11 protein-coding genes are annotated in these 13,214 nt (G+C 61.2%); 4 read left to right on the top strand and 7 right to left on the bottom strand.

From position 1 onward, the window contains the following. Positions 1-159 precede the first annotated feature (159 nt). Both RXV86_RS00365 and RXV86_RS00360 read left to right on the top strand, forming a co-directional pair. Positions 160-1,512 (top strand): HlyD family efflux transporter periplasmic adaptor subunit, encoded by a 1,353-nt coding sequence (locus RXV86_RS00365; protein WP_316296818.1) that lies wholly within the window; start codon positions 160-162, stop codon positions 1,510-1,512. 1 nt (position 1,513) lies between these two features. After that, positions 1,514-4,657, top strand: coding sequence for an efflux RND transporter permease subunit (locus RXV86_RS00360; RefSeq protein WP_316296817.1), 3,144 nt, complete (start codon positions 1,514-1,516; stop codon positions 4,655-4,657). Between the two features lie 140 nt (positions 4,658-4,797). On the opposite strand, the gene RXV86_RS00355 is transcribed toward RXV86_RS00360, so the two are convergent. The 7 genes from RXV86_RS00355 to RXV86_RS00325 form a co-directional block, all read right to left on the bottom strand. Further along, on the bottom strand, positions 4,798-5,547 hold the full coding sequence (locus tag RXV86_RS00355; protein WP_316296816.1) for an SDR family oxidoreductase: 750 nt from the start codon (positions 5,545-5,547) through the stop codon (positions 4,798-4,800). A 28-nt stretch (positions 5,548-5,575) separates the two neighbouring features. Continuing rightward, positions 5,576-6,040: a MarR family transcriptional regulator gene (locus tag RXV86_RS00350; RefSeq protein ID WP_316296815.1), complete on the bottom strand. Its 465-nt coding sequence runs from the start codon at positions 6,038-6,040 to the stop codon at positions 5,576-5,578. 7 nt (positions 6,041-6,047) lie between these two features. Further along, entirely contained in the window at positions 6,048-7,361 is a 1,314-nt protein-coding gene (locus tag RXV86_RS00345; protein WP_316296814.1) for a TRAP transporter large permease, read from the bottom strand. Beyond that, positions 7,358-7,861, bottom strand: a complete 504-nt coding sequence (locus RXV86_RS00340) for a TRAP transporter small permease subunit (protein WP_316296813.1) — start codon at positions 7,859-7,861, stop codon at positions 7,358-7,360. The genes RXV86_RS00345 and RXV86_RS00340 overlap by 4 nt, the downstream gene beginning before the upstream one ends. 68 nt (positions 7,862-7,929) lie before the next feature. Next, positions 7,930-8,946, bottom strand: coding sequence for a TRAP transporter substrate-binding protein (locus RXV86_RS00335; protein ID WP_316296812.1), 1,017 nt, complete (start codon positions 8,944-8,946; stop codon positions 7,930-7,932). 100 nt (positions 8,947-9,046) lie between these two features. After that, on the bottom strand, positions 9,047-9,805 hold the full coding sequence (locus RXV86_RS00330) for a TIM barrel protein (RefSeq protein ID WP_316296811.1): 759 nt from the start codon (positions 9,803-9,805) through the stop codon (positions 9,047-9,049). Positions 9,806-9,812: 7 nt separating this feature from the next. Beyond that, positions 9,813-10,328, bottom strand: a complete 516-nt coding sequence (locus RXV86_RS00325) for a hypothetical protein (protein ID WP_316296810.1) — start codon at positions 10,326-10,328, stop codon at positions 9,813-9,815. A 92-nt stretch (positions 10,329-10,420) separates the two neighbouring features. Between RXV86_RS00325 and RXV86_RS00320 the strand changes: the two genes are divergently transcribed. Both RXV86_RS00320 and gspD read left to right on the top strand, forming a co-directional pair. After that, complete coding sequence (locus RXV86_RS00320; protein WP_316296809.1) at positions 10,421-10,900, top strand: type II secretion system protein N; 480 nt, start codon at positions 10,421-10,423, stop codon at positions 10,898-10,900. 210 nt (positions 10,901-11,110) lie between these two features. Next, positions 11,111-13,060 (top strand): type II secretion system secretin GspD, encoded by a 1,950-nt coding sequence (gene gspD, locus RXV86_RS00315; protein WP_316296808.1) that lies wholly within the window; start codon positions 11,111-11,113, stop codon positions 13,058-13,060. The last annotated feature ends 154 nt before the right edge of the window (positions 13,061-13,214 follow it).

Genomic DNA, 13,214 nt, shown 5'->3' with positions numbered 1-13,214 from the left:
CGAATTTTTTGCGACGGAAGGTGGCGAGACGACCGTAAAAGCTTGCAAGCGTCGGCGCTTCTGCGTCAACGTCACCCATCTACCATTGCCCGGGCGCAGGATAACGCCCACATCAGAAGTGGCACCCCGACATGCCGCCCCATTGACGGAAGCGTTCACATGAACCTCAAACCCCTGCTCTTCATCCCCCCTATCGCGCTGGCCGTGTTCGGCTTCATGAAGATGAACGAAACCGTGCCGACAGAACCTGCGCCCAAGCCCGAAACCCGTCTGGCCGTGCGCACATTCACCCTGGCGGAAAAGCCCGCAAACGCCACCGCCATCGGCTATGGCCGGGTCGAACCGGTGCATGAGTGGACCGCCGTAGCCGAGGTGCAGGGCCGGATGGAAGATCTGCAGACCGATCTCGCCGTCGGCAGCATCGTCGAGGCCGGATCGACCCTCTTCAGCATCGACGCCACCGATTACGAACTTGCCCGCGAAAAGGCGGTGGCCAACATCGCCTCGGTCGAGGCACAGCTGGCCGAACTTGACGGGCAAGAGGGCAACACCCGCAATTCGCTTGAACTTGAGGAACGCGTTCTTGCGGTTGCCCAAGCCGAATACGACAGGGTGAAGGCCCTGGTGGACCGGGGCACCTCTACACAAGCCGCGCTCGACAAGGCTGAAAAAACTCTGCTGGCGCAGTCCACCGCGATCACCAACCTGCGCAATACACAGGCGCTCTACCCTTCGAAACGCCAATCGCTCGAAGCCACCCTCAAAGTGCGCAAGGCCGATCTGGCCGATGCCGAACGCTCGATTGCTAAAACCCGCGTCACCGCGCCTTTCAAGGCCCGCGTCTCGGCGCTGAACATTGAACAGGGGCAGTTCGTGCGCTTGGGCGACAAGGTGCTCGAACTACAAGACATTTCTGCCGCCGAAATCACCGCCGAGCTGCAACCCGCTGCCTTTGCCCCGATGATCAGCCTGGCGCTTCGGAACAAGGGCAGCGACAGCGGCACAATAGACACAACTCAGGCTGTTTCGATCTTCCGCGACGCCGGCATCACGGCTCAGGTCGTCTCGGAAACAACCACGGACCCCGGCCGCCCCAACGCCCGTTGGCCCGCCGAAATCGTCCGTATGCGTGGCACCTTGGACAGCACCACCGGCGCGCTTGGTCTGATCGTCCGGGTCGATGACCCGCTGATCAGCAGCAGGGCCCAGTCACGCCCGCCGCTCAATGTCGGGGCCTTTGTTTCGGTGCAGTTCTCCTCGCCTCAGGTCGACAATATCCTCGCCATCCCGCGCCAGTCCGTGCGCTATGACGACATCGGCGCGCCCTTTGCCTACGTGGTGGGAGATGATGCGCGGCTGGCTAAGACAGCGCTGACCCTCGGTGCCGTTCTTGGCGACGAGGTGATCGTGCGCGACGGGCTTGCTCCCGGTGACACCCTGATCCTAACCAACCCGCAGCCACCTGTTCTTGGCATGGCGCTGGATATCGTTCCCGCGAACGGGGGAAACTGAGATGTTCGGATGGTTCGTCCGCCACCCGGTCGCCGCCAACCTTTTGATGGTGGGCCTATGTCTTCTGGGTCTTGCCAGCATCAGCAACATCAAGCGTGAAACCTTCCCCGACATTTCCAAGTCGATCGTATCGGTCACCGTTGCCTATCCCGGCGCCTCGGCCCGCGACGTCGCAGAAGAGGTCTGCGCCCCCATCGAAGACGCCCTGACCGGCACCACCGGTCTGGCCGATATGACCTGCCTTGCCATCGACGGCGTGGCCCAGGCCGCAGCGGAACTGGATGAAGGCGGCGACGAGATCCAGTTCTACAATGATGTGTTTTCCTCGGTTTCAGGGATCAATGACTTCCCGACCGAGACCGAAACCCCGATGATCAAGCTTCAGGGCAATACCGAACTCATAGCCATGCTTGCGGTGTCAGGTATCGACGGAAAAGAGGGGCTGATCCGCTATTCCGACACGCTGGCCGACCGCCTGCAACACCTCGAAGGCGTAACCGAAGCTCGCGTTTCGGGCATCACCGACCGCGAATTGCGGGTCAGTTTCGATGATCTCGCCCTGCGCCGCTATGGCCTCTCCGGCAAGGATATCGTTAACGCCATCAACGCTCGTTCCTTGCGTCTGCCCTTGGGCGCTATGCTCACGGACGAACAAAGCCTGACCCTCAAATACGCCGACACGCGGCGCAACAAGGCCGAGCTCGAAGACCTGATCATCCTGCAAACCGCGAGCGGCGGCGTTGTCCAACTGAGTGATGTGGCCTCGGTCAACCTGGTCGACCTGGACGAAAACCAGGAATCCTTCATCAACGGTAAGCAGGCTGCAATCATCTACCTCTTCAAAACCAAGGAGGCGGACGCGATCCGCGCCTACAACCGGGTCGAGGCCCTTCTGGTCGAAGAGCGCGCGAAATTCCCCGAACCGTTCGACCTGACCATCACCTTCAACATGACCGACCTGGTGAATGAACGGCTCAACCTGATCCTCAAGAACACCGGTATCGGCCTGTTCCTGGTCTTTTGCACCATGTGGTTGTTCTTTACCCTGCGCGACGCGCTGTGGATCGCCGCCGCCCTGCCGGTCAGCTTCCTGGGCACCATGTTCCTGATGAGCACGCTGGGCATTTCAATCAATATGATCACCCTTGTGGCGCTGTTGATGGCGGTGGGCCTGATCATGGACGATTCTATCGTGATTGCCGAAAACATCGCGCTTTGGCGCAAACGCGCTGGCCAGCGCGAAGCCGCCACCAAAGGCCTGCTCGAAGTGATCCCCGGCGTGACCTCGTCCTTCCTGACGACCGCCTGTGTCTTTGGCCCACTGATGTTTCTGGCCGGCGACATGGGCCGGGTTCTGCAATTCATTCCGATGGTTCTGCTGCTGACGCTGGCGCTCTCGCTTGTCGAGGGGTTCCTAATCCTGCCGCACCACCTCAGCGGCGGCCACGGCCCCGACAACCCTGACAATTCTCACAACCGCCCCGCCGCCCGCGCCATTGAGGCGTTCAAGGAAAAGATCGTGATCCCGCTGGCCGGAGCCTTTGTTAAGGTACGTTATCTGACCGTTGGCTCGGTCATTGCCGCACTGATCCTGTCGGTCGGGCTGGTCACATCGGGTCAGATCAAGGTTGTCGGGTTCCCGGCGATCGAAGGTGACACGGTTCAAGTGAAACTTGCTCTGTCCTCGGGTATCGCCCGCGAACGCACCGTCGAAACCGTGGATCAGCTGACCTCGGCGCTGGATCGCGTTAACGCCCAGTTGACGCCCAAGACCGAAGGGCAAGAGCCCCTGGTCAAACGGGTACTGGTGCAATACGCCACCAATTCCGACGTCAATGACAACGGTTCCAACACCGTCACCCTGACCGTCGATCTGCTGGAAAGCTCGCGCCGTAATATCCGTGCCGACGATGTCCTGGCCCAATGGCGGGCCGAGGCCGGACCGATCCCCGACCTCGTGCAAGCCAGCTTTGCCCAGGCCGAACTTGGCCCGGGCGGCTCGGATATTGACATCCGCATATTGGGCCGTGACCTCGCACAGGTCGAAGCCGCAGGTGCCGAAATGCTGGCCCGGCTTCTGGCCCGCGATGACGTGACCGAGGCCTTCCTGAATTTCCACGGGGGCCGGTTCGAGGCCAGCCTGTCGCTCAACGCCTATGGCAGCGCCATCGGCCTTACGCCGCAATCCCTGGCCGACCAGTTGCGGCAGGCCTTTTCCGGGTCCGAGACTGACAATTTCCGATCAGGCCTCTCCACTGTTACCGTGCGTGTGGAACTCGACAACGCAGTCGACAGCCTGACCAAGCTGGAACAGTTCCCGATTTCGGTCGGCAATGGCAAGCTGACAGAATTGGCTACGGTCGCCGACATTGAATTGACCACAAGTTACCCGGCGATCAACCGCCGTAACGGCCAGACCGAGGCCAACATCATCGGTCAGATCGACCGCGACGCCGTGACCGCCACCGCCATCGCCACCTTTGCCGTGGACGAGGTCGGACCCGAGCTGGAAACCCTTTATTCCGGTATCAGCATCGACATCGGCGGTGCCTCCGAAGATCAGGCCAAATCCACAGCCTCGATGCAATCAAAGCTGCTCCTCGGTCTTGCAGGTGTCTACCTGATACTGGCCTTCCAGTTCCGCAGCTACACCCTGCCGCTGGTTGTCATGTTATCGATTCCGTTTGCCCTGATCGGCACGATCATGGGTCACTGGGCAATGGGTATCGACCTCGCCATGCCCAGCTTCATCGGTTTTGCCTCGCTGGCGGGCATCGTGGTCAACAACGCCATCCTGTTCCTCACCTTCTTTCAGACCCACCTGAAAGACGAAGACCACGTCTCGGCCGCACTGGACGCCGTGCGCGACCGGTTCCGCCCGATCCTTCTCAGCACCGGGACCACGGTCGTCGGGTTGATCCCGCTGATGGCAGACGGCAGCCCACAGGTGCAGATCATGGTGCCGCTTGTCCTGTCGGTTGCTGCCGGCCTGACCGCCTCGATGATCCTCGTGGTTCTGGTGCTTCCATCTTTGCTGACAATCTATTTCGATGTCTTCTCGGTACGCAACTGGATCGACAAGTTTGACGTGATTGGCACGCGGCATGATGAGGCTACCCCACGCGGAAACGCAACGCGGACATGAAAATGCGGGTCCCAATCCTTCCTCTTGCCAAAAATATCCCGGGGGGTCTGGGGGGCTGGCCCCCCAGCCGAAAACCGAGCGACAAAATGCCATGCATTTTGCGCCTTGTCGGATTGGAAAAGCCAATTCGAAATCAATGATCAAACCGGATAGTTCTGCCCCAGCCGCCCACCATCGACATAGATCGTCTCGCCAGTGATATAGCTGGCCTTGTCGCTGATCAGAAAGGCCACCGCATCGGCGATTTCCTTCGCCTCGCCCATGCGCCCCAGCGGCGTGCGCGACAGGGCTTTCTGCATCGCCGCGGGGTTGGAATTCACCGCCGCCATCATCTCGGTATCGATCGATCCCGGCCCCACCGCGTTGACCCGGATGCCATGCTCGGCCAGCGCCAAGGACGATGCCTTGGTCAGCTGCATCACCGCGCCTTTGCTGGCGCAATAGGCCGGGATCGCCGGGATCGCCACCACCGCGTTGATCGACGACATGTTGACGATGGCGCCCTTGATGGCCTTTTCGACCATGGTCTGCGCCGCCCGTTGCGTGGCCGCAAAAACACCAGTCACGTTCACATCAAGAACCTTCTGAAAATCCTCCAGCGGATACTCCAGGAACGACCCAGGCAATCCGATCCCGGCGTTATTCACCAAAGCCCCCACCGGCCCGATCTCAGCCTCGATCCGATCAAACAACGCGCCAATCGCCGCCACGTCGCTCATGTCGCAAACCATCGAAACCGCGTCGCCGCCGATTTTTGCCGTGGCCTCCGCCAATCCTTCGGCGTTGACATCGCTCAAAACCACGCGAAATCCGTCCGCGACCAAGGCCTCGGCACAGGCAAAACCGATGCCCTGCGCCGCACCTGTCACCAATGCAATTCGTTTCCCCATGGCTCAAACCCTTTTGAATGCGGGCGGCCTAGTCCCGCCCATCCGCGTTTTCCAGAACTTTCAGAAGCGTTCGCATGAACACAACGCGATCCGCCTCCGGAACATCCTGCATCAGTTTTTCGTTCAGGCCCAGCATCCCCGGCAGGATTTTTTCAACATATCCAGCCCCCTTCTCGGTCAGCCGCACCGCCCGCGCTCGGTGGTCCTCTTCACTGACGCGGCGCTCGACGATCCCGTCGCCTTCCAGCTTGTCCAGCGCCCGGCTCATGGTGGGTTGTTCGGCAATCGCGTGCACACACAGCTCGCTCACCGTCATCTCCTGAAACATCTTCAGCGATACGACGATCCGCGTCGAAATCATGTTGAGCCCGATCGGCTTCAACTTCTCATGCAGCGACTGTTTATAAGCGTGGGTGATCCGCATCATCAGGTACGACGGCAACCCGGTCAGCGACGCGGGGCTTTCCACCTTATCCGATTTCAGATCCTGCATCCCGTTCTCACATCTGTGACGGCAGGTATAGCGCCAGTGCCGGGATCGCCAGAAGCAGTGCCAATCGCAGGATGTCCATCACCCAGAACGGTGTAACACCGCGGAAGATCGTGCCGGTGCTGACGTCTCCGACCACCCCTTTGAGCACGAACACGTTCAACCCGACAGGCGGTGTGATCAGGCTGATCTCGGTCACCACCACGACGATGATACCAAACCACACCGGGTCAAACCCCAGCGACGTCACCAGCGGATAAAAGATCGGCACGGTCAGCAAAAGCATCGACAGGCTCTCGAACACACAGCCCAACGCGATGTAAATGACAAGGATCACCGCCATCACCATCCACGGGCTGAGGTTGTTATCGGTCACAAGCGCCAACAAAGCCTCGGGCAGCCCCGCCCGGTTGACGAAATTCGAGAAAATCCACGCCCCGATCAACACGGCAAACAGCGACGCCGCCGTGATCGCCGTATCTTTCAGCACCTCAAGCGTGTCCTTGAATGACAGCCGCCGCCGCGCCAGCGCGATGACAAAAGCTCCCATCGCCCCCATCCCCGCCGCCTCGGTCGGTGAAAAGGTCAGGTTCAGTGGATAGAAGTCCAGAACACCATACAGCCCGCCAATCACCAGGAAGAACAGCAGCATCACCGCCCAGACGCCTTTCAGCGCGGAAACTCGCCCGGCCCAATCGGTCCGCGGCCCGGCAGGTCCCGAGGCAGGATTGCGCCAGACCGACCAGCGTACCGCCAACAGGTAGAACAGGATGCCCAGCATCCCCGGGATCACCCCTGCGATGAAAAGTTTACCAATCGAGGTCTCGGTCAGAAGACCATAAATCACAAGGATCACGCTTGGCGGGATCAGAATGCCCAACGTTCCCCCGGCCGCAATCGACGCCGTGCTCAGCCGGTCATCATAGTTGAACCGCCGCATCTCGGGCATCGCCACCTTCGACATGGTCGCCGCCGTCGCCAGTGACGAGCCGGAAATCGCGGCAAATCCGCCGCAGGCCACGATGGTCGCCATCGCCAGCCCGCCCTTGAAATGCCCCATGAAAGCGTTGGCGGCGGCATAAAGCTCGCGGCTGATCCCGCCCTTGTTCACAAACAGTCCCATCAGGATGAAGAGCGGCACGACCGAAAGGCCATAATCCTGCGCCGTGTCGATGATCAGCCGCGCCACCATCGAAATGGCCCCGCGATAGCTGCTTTCGAGCGTGTAGCCGATCATCCCGACCAGCCCCATGGCAAAGGCAATCGGCACCCGCACCAGAACCAGCGCCAGGACGCAGGCAAATCCGATCATTCCCTCGATCATGATTGACGCTCCAACAGTTGCGGCGCGAACAGGATGGCAAGCCCCCGAAGCACCATCGCCATCATGGTCAGATAAGTCATAATTGCGATGAACCAGCCCATGTAGAACACCGGGATGCCCAGGTATTCGGTTACGTCACCGTAATCCCGCGCCCTCTCGGCCAACACCACAACTCGTCCCGCCGGCCAGTACAGCATGACGCCGCAGCCGATGAACACGATGGCATCGCGGATACGCGTCAACCGCAGCCTCTGAAACACCCCGTCCAGCAGGTCTACGCTGATATGCTCCCCCCGTGCCGACATCACCGGCATCACTGCAAACACGGTGATCGCCATGGAAATCCGCGTCAGCTCGGTCGCGGCCTCGATCGGCGCATTGAAGGCTGACCGCAACACCACGTCGCAAAAGGTCAGGATCATCAGGAAGAACAGCGCCGCGCTGGCCACCGCCACCGGCAAGGCCGCGCTCTTGCGCAAAAGGTTGGATATCACATGCATCGCCTGGCCTCGGATAAAGGTCGAGGCGGCACAAAACTGCGCCGCCCCAAATTTTTCAAGGCAACCGCTTAGTTCGCGGCCATCTCGGACTTGACCATGTCATAGGCCGCCTGTGCATCCACACCGGCCGCTTCCAGCTCGGCCAGAACCTTGGCGGTGACGTCAGCTGCAATCTTGCCAAACGCTGCCTGGTCGGCCTCGTTGGCGACGTTGATCACGTTATCCGCTGCGCCGTTGGTGGCCTCGTAACCGGCTGCGTCCGACGCGTCCCAGACGGCGCCCATCATACGGCTCGCCGGTTCACCGAACACCTTCTCGTCCAGCGCCTTTTGGGCCGCTTCCGGCAGGGCATCAAACGCCTCCTGGCTCATGATCACGGCAAACGAGCCGCGATAGAAACCGCCCGGCATTTCATAGACGTTCTTGGCGACTTCGGTCAGCTTGAAGCCCCGGCGGCTTTCCACCGGCATCGCCACACCGTCAGCCGCGTTCGAGGCCAGCGTCTCGTACACTTTCGGCGCAGGTACGCGAATACCCTTCATGCCCAGTGCCGCGCCCACATCACCGGCAACACCGCCACCGATACGGATTTTCATGCCGTTGATCTGGCTCATCTCGGTCACTTTTGCGTTCGAGTGAACCTGCCCCGGTCCGTGCGTGTTGAGCGACACCAGCTTGACGCCGCGATGTTCGTCCAGCTTGGCCAGGTGCTTTTCATGCACGCGCCAGTAAGCGACCGAAGCGGCCTCGGCATTGCCCTCATAGCCCGGCAGTTCGATCAGCTTTGTGCCGGTGAAGCGACCCGGCTGATAGCCATGAAAGATGATGGCGAAATCGGCCGCGCCGTCCATTACCAGGTCCATCTGCGCCGGCGGCGGGGCCAGCCCGTGTTTCAGCTCGGCGGTCACTTCACCGCCTGTGGCCTCTTCCATCATGTCGATCAGGCCCTGGAACATGCCCGTGTTGATCGCATGTTTCGGCGGCAGCCAGGTCGAGATGACCAGCTTGGTTTCCGCCATGGCGGCGCCTGCAAAAGTGCCGACACAGATCGCGGCACTGCTCAGCAGTTTGGTAAATTTGTTCATGATTCCTCCCAAAATCCACGCGATTCGTCGCGTTACATGATTTTTAATGTATCAAAGGGACTGTAACCTGTGAAGCCGCCCCCGGGACGTCCTGCGCAGTTCAACCCAAGGCTGTCATCCAACCCAGGCTGTCACGGGTATCCCCCTCGGGCCGGTATTCCGCCCCCAGAGGCCGGGACCATCCCAGCGAGTCGATGGTTCGAAACAGTGCATTGTAGTCCAAATCGCCCAGCTCAGGCGCACCACGCTCCGGCACTCCGGCAAACTGAATATGGCCGATGATTGGCAACAACCGCTCAAGCCGCACCGCCACATCTCCTTCTTGCCGCGCCACGTGATAGCAATCAAACATCAGCTTCAGGTTCGCGGCCCCCAATGCGCCGATAACCTCGTCCGCCTGATCAGTTGTTTGCAGGAAATAGCCCGGCGCATCCCACTGGTTCAGCGGCTCGATCAGAACCGTGATCCCCTGCTGCCCCGCCAACCCGCAGGCATAGTCGAGATTGTCCAGAAACACCGCTCTTGCGGCTGGCCCCTGAACCTTGCCGGCCATCACATGCACCGCCTGCGCGCCGATGGCCATGGCATAGGCCACCGCCTGCTCGATGGCGGCCCGCGCCTCGACCTCGCGCCCGGGTAGCGCCGCCAGGCCGAACTCCCCTGCGCCACCGCGCACGGTGTTGATCCCCAGCATCGGCAAGCCAGTTTCGCTCAGCGCCGCCGCAACCTCACCGGCATCTTCGTCATAGGGCCAATGGCATTCCACCGCGGCAAAGCCCGCCCGCGCCGCCGCCCGGATCGCCTCCGGCAACGACCGATCAGTCCACAGAAACCCAAGATTGGCCGAAAACCGTGGCATCAGGTGCTCACAAGGCCGCCTTGCGCACCTTGATGCTGGCCCGACGCGCCGCAAGGCTGCCAATCGGGTCCATCTCGGGGTGTTTCTTCAAAACTTCGGCCATGCCCTTGTCGGCTCGGATCAGGTATTGTTTGCCTTTGACCCGGTCGCCCTGGGCCAGGAATTGCAGCGCCATCTCGTGCTCGGCCGTTGCCTGCACAGCCAGCGCTGCAGCCCGCGCCGCACCGGTTGATCCTTGCACAAGGCTGCCCGCCTGCGCCGCTGCCTGGGGGAAATCCCCTTGCCGTAACAGCGTGTGGGCATATTCCAGCCGAATCCGCGGGGCCAATGGCCCAGCCTGCTCCAACAACCTCTGGTAGCTGCGCCCTGCTTTCTCATATTGCCCGTTTTCAAGGGATTGCCGCGCCACGGCATATTGCGCGCGGAACGTCTGTTGTCCGAAGGGGGCGCCTTCTTCACAACCTACAAGCGCAATAAGCGCCATGCCGGATAGCCCGACCTTTAGGATTTGTCCTGCCTGCATTGTGCTCTCATACTTTTTTGGTATATTATTAATGGAAATTAACATGCCAGTATCGCCCGGTCCAAGTATTTCAAGACCGCCAAGGATTTCAGATGCGCTTTGTTGCCGCTTTGCTCACCCTGATCGCCCTGACCGCCGCCGCCCTGGCGGGCCAGGGCCTATGGCACGAGGTCAAGGATCCACCCCCGGCCCTGACGCCGCTGGCGATTGTCGACACCAGCGAGGCGCAAATCGCGACCGAGCCAGAACCGCCCCGTGTCTGGCCCGCGCTGTTTGGCGAACCGCAGCCGCCGATGCCGCCACAACCGGAACCGCAGCCGCCGACACCCGTCGCCGAGCCGCAACCGCCAAAACCGCAGATGCCCCCGATCGAAAGCCTGGGCTACACCCTGACCGGGCTGGTTCAGTCCGGTGATGTGACGCTGGCGATGATTTCGCATCCCACCGGGCAAAAGGTATTGCGGGCGGGAGACAGGCTCGACGATGGCTACCTGATCGACCGGATCGACCATGACGGCGTCTGGATTACCGATGGCCAGGCCGACCCGGCACTTCTGGGCTTTGCCCAATAAAGTGTTTCGACAGGTTGTTGAGGCACGGCAATATGCAGAAACGCTTTAGGGTCCGAGGGATTTCGGCCACATCTTGCAAAGCGTTGAAGGATTTTGTGCCATTTCCCGGTGAACTAGGTTAAACTGACAAAAAATCAGAGGCAGCCGCCTGTGTTGGAAGAGGTCAACAAAGACCCGGGCACGCGTGGCAAAGCAGGCAGAGAGCAGGTTATGAACAGACTTGTGACGGCAAGGGCGCATGTGCTGGCCCTTTTTCTGGCGTTGGGGTTATCCGCCCTGATGGCGATCCCCGCATCGGCCCAGGTCCGGCTGGATTTGCGCGATGCCGATCTGCGCAGTTTCGTCGAAATCGTCGCCGAAACCACGGGGCGCAATTACGTGCTCGACCCGAACGTGCGCGGCACCGTCACTATCCTCGCCCCCGGCACGCTCACCCCCGACGAGCTATACGAGGTCTTCCTGTCGGTGCTGGAGCTCAACCGCCTGACCATCATCGAAGGCGTTGGCTCGGACAAGATCGTGGCGATGAACTCAGCCCGTGAAATGTCGCCCGGTTCGCGCCTGGGCGTTGCCGATGGCAGCTACCAGACCCGGGTGATCGAGTTGCAGAACGCCACGCCTGCCGAGGTGACCGAGGTGGTCCGCCCGCTCCTGCCGGCCGAGGCGGTGATGTCCATCGTGCCCGGCTCGAACCTGATCATCCTTTCCGACCGTGGCCAGAACCATCGCCGCATCGAAGGCCTGATCAAGCGGCTCGACAAACCTTCCGAGAAACCGATCGAGATGATCCGCCTGCGCAACGCCAACGCGGCAGAGGTGCTGCAGGTGGTGCAGGCCATGAATATCGTGCCCGAAGGCGCCTCGGTGACCGTCGACCGGCGCTCGAACGCGCTGGTCATCTCTGGCCCCGACCAGCTTCGCCAGCAGGTGCGTGCCCTGGCCAGCCGGCTTGATACCCAGCGCAACAACACCGTCTCCACCGCTATCGGCCTCAACTATGCCGAGGCCGCCACTCTCGCCGATATCGTGCTGCGCAGCCTGCAAAGCGAAAACCCGCAAACCGAGGGGCAGATTCATATCGTTCCCGAACCACAGACCAATTCCCTGCTGATCACCGCGCCGCAGGACCGGATCGACGACATCCAGAACATGGTCAAATACCTTGATCGCCGCCCGACCCAGGTGCTTGTCGAAGCGGTGATCTTTGAAATGACCGTTGAAGGATTCTCGGACCTCACCGCCCAGTTCGGCGGCATCGTGAACCAGGCCATCGTCGGTGGGGCACAATTCTCGATGCAGGGCCGCCCGACGCTGACCAGCCTGGTCAGTGCCATCGTCAACGAACAGACCGTCGACGTGGGCAATGGTGGTATCCTTGCCGGTGTGCCACGCAACGGTTCAAACGGCATTGCCGGGTTCCTGGCGGCCGTGGCCACCCAGCAATCGACCCGGCTTCTGTCGACGCCGTCGATCATGACGCTGAACAACAAAGAGGCCGAGATCGTCGTCGCCCAGAACGTGCCCTTCGTCACGGGCTCCTTCACCTCGACCGGCTCAGGCTCGAACCCGGAAAACCCGTTCCAGACGGTCGAACGTCAGGATGTCGGCCTGACCCTCGCCGTCACGCCCCAGATCAACGCCGACCGCACTGTCAAGATGCTGATCAACCAGGAGGTCTCGAACCTCACCCGCACCACCTCGGCCTCGGGCGGCGAGATCACCTCGAAACGTGCCATTTCCACCACCGTTCTGGTGCGTGACGGCAACGTGGTGATGCTGGGCGGCCTTTTGGAAAATGGCTCGGGCAGCGCCAATCAACGGGTGCCGGGGCTGTCGAAAATCCCGCTTCTGGGCGGACTGTTCCGGGGCAAAAACGCCTCCAAGAACCAGCGCGTGCTGCTGGTGCTTTTGCGCCCACAGGTCGTGGCCACCGATGCCGAGGCCCGCAAACTCACCCGCCAGATCTCGCGCGAGGCCAAGGCCGCCAGCCAGACCATCGCGCCGATGGATGACGGCCAATACCCGCGCACACCGCGTGGCAGCTTCCCGTTTGACGGCGCCGACCTGAACCAGCCGTTTGACGCCGGCTTCGTCGATGACATCGCCCAAAGCCGCAACTACCCACCCCTGCCGTCGCGATTGAGGTTTAACGGGAACTGATACGAGGCCTCTACCACGTTCTCAAGGGTTGCAAACCGGCCTACCGCCAAGTCCGCTTCTGGCCTCAAGCGGTCATTCCAACACCCCGGTCCGCCTCTTCCTCTTGCCAGAAATATCCCGGGGGGTCTGGGGGGCTGGCCCCCCAGTCGGTCGG

Source organism: Aliisedimentitalea sp. MJ-SS2, assembly GCF_032586155.1.
In the GTDB taxonomy this organism is placed as follows: Bacteria; Pseudomonadota; Alphaproteobacteria; order Rhodobacterales; family Rhodobacteraceae; genus JAWHTC01.
Note: the sequence above shows the minus strand (reverse complement) of the source record. Positions and strands in the feature narration are given on the sequence as shown.